Raw genomic sequence first — 5,912 nt, forward strand, 5'->3', positions numbered from 1 at the left:
TTTTCTCAATTTGACCGCTGTCATATGCGGTAACCGATTCGGGCGGAGACTGGTCAGACCGGGCGGAGTGGTCTTTGATATTTCCCGTGACACCGCTATGCAGCTGGTTGAACGTCTTGAAAAAATATTTAGGCAGGTTAAGTCTGCCGTTGGCCTGCTCTGGGAAACACCCTCGGTGCTGGCCCGTTTTGAAGAAACCGGCAAGATTACCAGAAACCTGTGCCTGGATCTGGGCCTTGTGGGGCCGGTGGCCCGAGCCTGCGGGGTTGACCGGGATGCCCGGTTTGAATTTCCATCCGGGGTTTACCGGATGTCCCATATTCCGGTGGCGACCTGCTATACAGGAGATGTGTTTGCCCGTGCCTATGTCCGCTGGCTTGAAATTCAGCGGTCCGTGGTGTTTATCAAAGAGCAGCTGCGAACCCTGCCGACAGGTCCGATCATGATTGAAACCGGGCAGCTTGCTCCGGACAGCATTGCCGTATCGGTGGTGGAAGGATGGCGGGGTGAAATCTGTCATGTGGCACTGACGGATCGGCAGGGGCGATTTTTGCGTTACAAGGTGGTGGATCCCTCCTTTCATAACTGGATGGGACTCCAGATGGCCATGCGAAATCAGCAGATATCCGACTTTCCCATCTGTAACAAAAGTTTCAACCTGTCCTATTGCGGGCATGATCTATAGGGCGCAGCGAAAAGTGCCGGGGGCTGAGTGCTGAGGACGGAGTGGCCAGGGGTCAGAAGTCGGAAGTCAGAAGTCAATGTGTTTCCCATTTTTTCACACCCTGTACCATTTGTCATATAACCCATAACAGATAACAAACAACGGATAACCATATGTTAAAGGCATTAAAAACGCGGATTCAGCAGGGGTATCATACCATGGCCTATCCGGACGGTCCGGCGCCGGAACTGCCGGAACGATTTGCCGGTATGCCGACTGTCGATTCATCGAAGTGTCCGGAAGACTGTACCTCCTGCATGAGTGACTGCCCCTGCGGGGCGGTTTTCCGGGATACCGTATCCGGGCAAATCCGGATCGATACGGGGCGGTGTATATTCTGCGGGATTTGTGAGACGGCATGCCCGAACAGTGCCATTCGCTTCACCCGGGGATTTCAGCTTGCCGCCTGTCGCAGGGAAGACCTGATCGTCGGGCATGAAGCACGGGTTGCAAAGGCATTCCATGAGCTGTCGCACAAAATTTTCGGCAGATCCCTGAAACTCAGGCAGGTCAGTGCCGGAGGCTGCAATGCCTGTGAGGCCGACACCAATGTGCTCAATACCCTGGTGTGGGACATCGCCCGCTTCGGCATACAGTTTGTGGCATCCCCCCGTCATGCCGATGGCCTGCTGGTTACCGGTCCGGTTTCGGGACATATGAAGGCCGCTCTGGAAAAAACGTATCATGCCGTACCGGAGCCGAAGATTGTGATCGCCGTTGGCGCCTGTGCGATTTCCGGTGGGTTATACCGCGGTATGCCAGAGGTGAACAACGGCGTATCCGGTGTAATTCCGGTGGATCTCTTCGTGCCGGGATGTCCCCCCCATCCATTGACCATCCTGGACGGACTTTTACGGTTTCTGGGGAAGGGTGCGGCCAAAAACAGTCATGAGTCGTGAGTCGGCAGGTTGAGTCCTCTTTTTCCCGGACCTCCGATTTCTGATCTCTGGCCTCTGATCTCCGCCACGCTTAACTCAGTCCACAGCACTCAGAACTCAGTTCTGTCCTCTGATCTCTGATCTCTGCTCTTTGACCTCTGTCTTTTGTCCTCGGGTCTCCGACTTCTGATTTCTGGTTTTTTTCATATTTTCAACCGGTTCGTTTTGTGGTATCTGAAAATTCATGAAAACATCATCGGTAAAGCCATGGAATAAACTGGGGGTTTCCAAAAGAGAGTATCTTACGGCAAAACCTTGGAAAGAATATGGTATGACCCGGACACGGTTCGAGACATTTATTTTGAGCCTTCAGCAGGATATTATTACGGATGCAAAACTCAGGAAAGAATCGGATGCGGTGCGGGAGAAACTGTTCGGCCAGACCCGGGAATGATGCCACACAGTCGATTCCGCCATTACAGGTATGTTATTTCAGACCATTTTCGACTCTTTTCAACTTCGACGATATCGTGTTCATCCGGAAATAAGGTGCGCCAGCATGAAAGAAATTATTCTTATCAATATATCCGGATCAGATAAACCGGGGTTGACATCAGCTATAACCGGAATTCTTGCCCGGCACAGTGTAAATATTCTGGATATTGGCCAGGCGGTTATTCATGACACCCTTTCGCTGGGAATTCTGGTCGAGATTCCCAAAACCGGTGAACCCTCTCCGGTGTTGAAGGACGTTCTCTTCTGCGCCCACGAACTCGGGGTTCATACCGATTTTACGCCTGTTGGCGAGCAGTCTTACAACCAATGGGTCGGCGCTCAGGGAAAACCGCGGTATATCATCACGCTGCTGGCCCGGAAGATCACCCCGGATCAGATTTCCAGGGTCACCGCCATCCTGGCCCGTCACAAACTCAATATTCATCAGATCAACAGACTGTCCGGCCGGATTCCGCTGGGCAGTCAACATTCAAGCCAGAAAGCCTGCGTCGAGTTTTCACTTCGGGGCGAGCCCCGCGATTCAGATCTTTTGCGCAGAGACCTGTTTCAGCTTACGGAAACATTGGAGGTTGATTTCGCTTTCCAGAAAGATAGTGTGTTCCGTCGAAACTGCCGCCTGGTTGCCTTTGATATGGATTCGACTCTCATTGAGTCTGAAGTGATCGATGAACTTGCCAAAGCGGCCGGCGTCGGGGAACAGGTGGCAACCGTTACCGAACAGGCCATGAGGGGGGAAATCGATTTTAAAATGAGTCTCAGGCGGCGTGTTGCATTGCTCAACGGACTGGATGAGTCCGTACTTCAGGCGATTGCAATGGGGCTGAAACTGACCGAAGGGGCTGAAAAGCTCATATCGACGCTTACGGCCATCGGCTATAAAACGGCTATCCTGTCAGGTGGTTTTACCTATTTTGGCCGCTTCCTCCAGAAAAGACTCGATATCGACTACCTGTTTGCCAATGAACTGGATATTGTCGATGGCAAACTGACCGGAAACCTGAGAGGGCAGATTGTTGACGGGCAGAGAAAGGCCGATCTGCTTAAAGAAATCGCGAAAAAGGAACATATCCGTCTGGAGCAGGTCATCGCCGTGGGTGACGGAGCAAATGATCTTCCCATGTTAAGCGCTGCCGGGCTTGGAATCGCGTTCAGGGCAAAACCGATTGTGAAAGAATCCGCAAAACAGTCCATTTCCACGCTGGGTCTCGACGGAATTCTGTATCTGCTCGGGTTCAGCGACAGGGAGACGTTTTTAACGCAACCCCCTTCGTTGCATAAATAAAATGGTGATTTTAATAAAAGTGAACCTCATTGGGTATGCAACGTTGGGGGAAAATACAGGAGTTGATCCCCATGTTTGATGTAAATAAAAATGATATTCTGACCCGAGCGATACGCTATAATCTGATCCGGGGCGGCAGACTTGTCTATATCGATGTCCACGAGACGCTGTACGGGACATTGGCAGGCCGTTTTGTCGCTGTCCCCAACCTTGTCAATATTGTAGCAAAATCGCAGTATCAGGGAACCGGCGATACGGAAGAAGCAGCGCTGAATGACTGCTTGGGTAAAATCAGAGACGTTCAGATTCAGGATCTGTTTCCGGAAAGATCGCCCATGGCTGAAGGCGGTAAGCAGTAGGCAGCCGATAGGGGCCAGAGGTCAGAGGTCAGAGGTCAGAGGCCAGAAGTCAGAAGTCAGTAAATCAGAGGTCAGTAAGCGGCAAACCGTAATCAATATGGGGGAAAAAACCTCATTTTTGAATGCTTACGGCTCTATTAACCCAACAAGTTCAACAAATCCGATCAACCCGACAAATCCGAGCAACCCGAGCAATCCGACAAATCCGAAATAGGTTGACACATTACCGACTGTTATACCAGAATTAAATGGGTACCCGTTTTCGGGTCGACAATTCCTGCCAATCTATAACCTGAGGTGCTTATGATTTCCGCAGATCAATTGAAAAAATTCAGTATATTTTCAGATTTACATCCTGCGCAGCTGGAGAGGATCGCAGGACAGTGCCGTCTGATGGATATGGCGCCGGGAGAACCTGTTGTGCGCCAGGATGATTCGGCTTTGAATCTGTATGGTTTGATTCGGGGAGAAGTACAGTTGAGTCTTACGTTCACGTATCGCGTATTGAAGGCTGATATTAAATCGAAGAAGGGTGAACTGGACCGGCTTCAAATCCGGGAAAAACAGGTCGTGGTCGATGTCGTCGGGCCGGGAGAGGTGTTCGGGTGGTCCTCCATGCTTGAGTTCGGCCGGCAAACGGCTACGATTACCTGCTCTCAAGCCGGTCAGGCTTTTTGCATTTCGGCCGATATCCTCAAAGAGATGTGCCGTCAGGAACCCAAAATGGGTTATGAGCTGATGAGCAAGCTTTTGCGGGTCGTCTCGGATCGTCTTCGCAATCGCACGGAAAAACTGGTGGAGATATGGGGAGAATCATTTGAAATCGACGATGTTTAATTTGCAGGCGGTCAAGGAAAAAAGTTTTTATATGTTGTTCAGCTTGAATTCCACTGACTGATGCGAATACGGACAGACGAATGCCAGGGAAATTGCCATCAGTTTCATTCCTTCTGCGTTTTTGTTGCCTTTTCCATATTTCGGGTCCCCCAGAACGGGAAATCCGATCATATCAAAATGCCGGCGTATCTGGTGAAGTCGACCGGTCATGATTCTTACCCTGACAGTGGAGCGGTCATGCACCGGATCATAGTCCACACATTCAAATTCGGTAACCGCCTGCCGGCCATCCAGCGGCCGGTCTATGGTCCCTGACGGATGATTTTCGGCCAGATTGCCGGGGACAATTATCTGATAATGCTTTTTGACCAGCTGTTTTTGAAACAGTCCGGATAATTTTGCCGCGGCATCTCTGCTATGGGCTATCAGGACCAGCCCTGAAGCTTCCCGGTCCAGCCGGTGAATCGGAAAGACCTTTCGTTTATAATTCAATTGTATTTCAGCCCGGCGAATCAGACAGCAGTGGTCGCCGAACAAGGTCCCCTGTGTCAGAAGCCCGGCCGGCTTGAACCAGACGCTGTAGTTGCGTTGATCGCTGATACACTCCGGCACCGGGGGTGAGATGGCCAGCAGTGCTTCATCATAATACAGCCCAAGGCGGTCACCTTTTTTGGGAATTGCGGAGGCCCGTCTCAGCCGCTGCTGCTTTCCGGCAGTATGTTTCAACCACACCGCTCCGCAGGTCATAGCGGTTTTAATGCGCTGTCTGGAGATTCCGCTGTGCCGGGAAAGAATCTCACAGGCCGTCAGCAAATTATCGGGTCCGATCGGGATGGTCAGTGTCAGTTTTTTCATAAGCAGCTCGGTTCATGCGAAAATCAGTAACGGTTGATCACACGGATACCTGTCGGCAGAAATAATACCAGCTTGTCCCGGGTTTGGGAAGGCATAATAACAGTCAGGCGTCGGGAGTTATCCGATCAAGTTTAATTCTTTTCAAGGAGGTATTATGCCGGATGTAAAAAAAATTACGTTTATCGTTACGCATTCAGATGATGATCCCGAACTGGCCACGATTCCGTTTATGCTGGCTACCGGCAGCATGGCCATGGGGATTCAGCCGGTTGTGATGCTTCAGAGTAAGGGGGTGATGATTGCGCTCAGGGGGTTTGCCAGCCACATTCATTTTGAAAAAGCCAATCCGCTCAAGGATCTGGTTGATGTGTATATCGAGGCCGGTTTTAAACTGCTGGTATGCTCCCCTTGCATGGAAAAGCGAAAAATGAAGCAGGATGATTTGATAGACGGTGCGCTTG

At 51.0% G+C, this 5,912-nt stretch carries 8 protein-coding genes; 7 read left to right on the forward strand and 1 reads right to left on the reverse strand.

The annotated features are described in order from the left end of the window. From PHQ97_15800 to PHQ97_15825, 6 genes are all read left to right on the forward strand, one after another. Positions 1-685, forward strand: a 685-nt coding sequence (locus PHQ97_15800; GenBank protein ID MDD4394196.1) for a hydrogenase, incomplete at its 5' end; no start/stop codon positions are given. 152 nt (positions 686-837) lie between these two features. Beyond that, on the forward strand, positions 838-1,623 hold the full coding sequence (locus PHQ97_15805) for a 4Fe-4S binding protein (protein MDD4394197.1): 786 nt from the start codon (positions 838-840) through the stop codon (positions 1,621-1,623). A gap of 223 nt (positions 1,624-1,846) precedes the next feature. Beyond that, positions 1,847-2,056 (forward strand): hypothetical protein, encoded by a 210-nt coding sequence (locus PHQ97_15810; GenBank protein ID MDD4394198.1) that lies wholly within the window; start codon positions 1,847-1,849, stop codon positions 2,054-2,056. Between the two features lie 105 nt (positions 2,057-2,161). Next, complete coding sequence (serB, locus tag PHQ97_15815; GenBank protein ID MDD4394199.1) at positions 2,162-3,400, forward strand: phosphoserine phosphatase SerB; 1,239 nt, start codon at positions 2,162-2,164, stop codon at positions 3,398-3,400. A gap of 71 nt (positions 3,401-3,471) precedes the next feature. Further along, positions 3,472-3,759, forward strand: coding sequence for a hypothetical protein (locus tag PHQ97_15820; protein MDD4394200.1), 288 nt, complete (start codon positions 3,472-3,474; stop codon positions 3,757-3,759). A gap of 303 nt (positions 3,760-4,062) precedes the next feature. Then, a complete protein-coding gene (locus PHQ97_15825) occupies positions 4,063-4,596 on the forward strand; it encodes a cyclic nucleotide-binding domain-containing protein (GenBank protein MDD4394201.1) in 534 nt (177 codons plus the stop codon). 27 nt (positions 4,597-4,623) lie between these two features. Here PHQ97_15825 and PHQ97_15830 read toward each other — a convergent pair whose 3' ends face one another. Then, entirely contained in the window at positions 4,624-5,451 is an 828-nt protein-coding gene (locus tag PHQ97_15830) for an RluA family pseudouridine synthase (protein MDD4394202.1), read from the reverse strand. Positions 5,452-5,605: 154 nt separating this feature from the next. Here PHQ97_15830 and PHQ97_15835 point away from each other — a divergent pair. After that, the coding region (locus PHQ97_15835; protein ID MDD4394203.1) for a DsrE family protein at positions 5,606-5,912 on the forward strand (307 nt) is incomplete at its 3' end.

The organism is Desulfobacterales bacterium (genome assembly GCA_028704555.1).
Lineage (GTDB): Bacteria > Desulfobacterota > Desulfobacteria > Desulfobacterales > JAQWFD01 > JAQWFD01.

Excerpts from the sequence above, each read along its gene's own strand:
- PHQ97_15825 (MDD4394201.1), top strand. The coding sequence starts at position 4,063 with ATGATTTCCGCAGATCAATTGAAAAAATTCAGTATATTTTCAGATTTA.
- serB (MDD4394199.1), top strand. The coding sequence starts at position 2,162 with ATGAAAGAAATTATTCTTATCAATATATCCGGATCAGATAAACCGGGG.
- PHQ97_15830 (MDD4394202.1), bottom strand. The coding sequence starts at position 5,451 with ATGAAAAAACTGACACTGACCATCCCGATCGGACCCGATAATTTGCTG.
- PHQ97_15805 (MDD4394197.1), top strand. The coding sequence starts at position 838 with ATGTTAAAGGCATTAAAAACGCGGATTCAGCAGGGGTATCATACCATG.
- PHQ97_15820 (MDD4394200.1), top strand. The coding sequence starts at position 3,472 with ATGTTTGATGTAAATAAAAATGATATTCTGACCCGAGCGATACGCTAT.
- PHQ97_15810 (MDD4394198.1), top strand. The coding sequence starts at position 1,847 with ATGAAAACATCATCGGTAAAGCCATGGAATAAACTGGGGGTTTCCAAA.